This is a genomic window from Mycobacterium parascrofulaceum ATCC BAA-614, from assembly GCF_000164135.1.
In the GTDB taxonomy this organism is placed as follows: Bacteria; Actinomycetota; Actinomycetes; order Mycobacteriales; family Mycobacteriaceae; genus Mycobacterium; species Mycobacterium parascrofulaceum.
The window spans coordinates 1-672 of sequence record NZ_GG770658.1 but is presented as its reverse complement, the minus strand read 5'-3'; the positions used below and the strand labels follow the sequence as shown (position 1 = coordinate 672).

General features: G+C 68.2%; 1 protein-coding gene. It reads right to left on the bottom strand.

Features of this window, described 5'->3' with window-relative positions; genetic code table 11:
- The coding region (locus HMPREF0591_RS30105; RefSeq protein WP_040624604.1) for an FtsK/SpoIIIE domain-containing protein at positions 1-672 on the bottom strand (672 nt) is incomplete at both ends.

Genomic DNA, 672 nt, shown 5'->3' with positions numbered 1-672 from the left:
CTCACCGTGCCTTGTGTGCGGGGGCGTGGTGCGGGAAAGGTTCGGGCCAGGGCGGTGATGTCGTGGTCGGTGACGTGAAACGCCCGCACCCGTGTCGGGTGGGCGGTGCCGTCGATCACCACGTACCCGACACCGGGGGTGGCATCGGCGATCAGGTCGCATTCGGCGCCGGCATCGCGCGCTCCCTGGCCCAAGACCATCGCCGTTTGGGTGGCTTCGGTCATGCGCAGCCCGATCCGCACGGTGAACAGCTGCCGCACCGGCAGGGTGTCTTTGGCGGGGTCTTGCACCGCGGCCACCACCGATATCCCCACTGCGCGGCCCTGGGAGAGCAGCAAGCCCAGCAGTTGTTCGATCTCGGCGCGCAGTTTGCGGTCGGTGAGATACGCGGTCAGCGCGGCGATCTCGTCGATGATCACCACGATCAACGGCTCGGTGGTGCTGGGGGTGTGCAGGCGGGTGTGTCCCCGCAGCCGGTTGGCCCGGGCCTGCATCAGCTCGACCAGCTGGCGCAGCAGCTCGACGGTCGGTTGGCCGGTGTGATGGCAGAACACCGAAAACATCGGGGCGCCGGCGCCCAGTTCCATGCCGCCTTTCGGGTCAATTACGCACAACCGCACCCGCCCGGTCCTGACGTGTGGTGCCAGTCCGGCGATCAGCGACCACAACACC